Annotated in this window: 1 protein-coding gene; it reads right to left on the bottom strand. The window is 45.4% G+C overall.

What is annotated here, in order from left to right; translation table 11 throughout:
* The coding region (locus ACH6EH_RS20155) for an IS4 family transposase (RefSeq protein WP_397333592.1) at window positions 1-663 on the bottom strand (663 nt) is incomplete at its 3' end.
* Window positions 664-767 lie beyond the last annotated feature (104 nt).

The raw sequence follows: 767 nt of genomic DNA on the forward strand, positions 1-767 counted from the left end.
AACTTGGCGTTGCAGAGAACGCGGGGTCACCAAGGTCATGTTTTCTTTGATACGAATCACAAAATATTGATGTTGCTCTACGTCATTATCGAAACGCTCAATCTTTCCGTAAGCGCGGTCCTCAACCATGATAAATTCAGGATTGGCGAGCTTTTCCCCAATCGGTCCGTCATGCTTAGTAGCCACCGTTTCGATGACCTTTGTTGGCAGGTTTGCGGATGCATCGTAAGCCACATGAAGCTTGATTCCTGAACGTTTGCCATGGAATACAGCCCAAGGTAGACGGGTTTTGCCTACTGTGATGGTCGTCGAATCTACTAATAATAAGGCGGATGGGATCCGTAACTTCCGTCTTGTTGACCGATTACACTTGGCGGCCAACATTTCAAATAAACGTTTGAAAACCTCGTAAGGTACATCAGCGGCTTTCTTTGAGAAGGTAGAGTAATTCACGATCGGTAAACCGCAATCGGCTGCTTTGTCTACACTGGCTCTGTAACTTTCCCACTCTCCTGCCGCAGCATGAGTTAGAAACTGAAGCAGGGTGCTCACTGTGAATTTTTTACCTTTGTCGTGATAGCCTATCGCTTGCGCGACTTCTTTCACTTCTTCTTCGCTAAGCAATGTTTGCACTAAGTTCGTAAATGGGGTAATCTTCTTCATGAGAGGTCTCCTTTTCGAATCGTGGTGTCGTGACTACCGATTCTACTAAAGGCAAGACCTCTTTTCAATTTTTATTTCCTGTTACTGGATAATCAACACGCCTG

The organism is Paenibacillus sp. JSM ZJ436 (genome assembly GCF_044383795.1).
GTDB classification, from domain to species: Bacteria; Bacillota; Bacilli; order Paenibacillales; family Paenibacillaceae; genus Paenibacillus_AQ; species Paenibacillus_AQ algicola.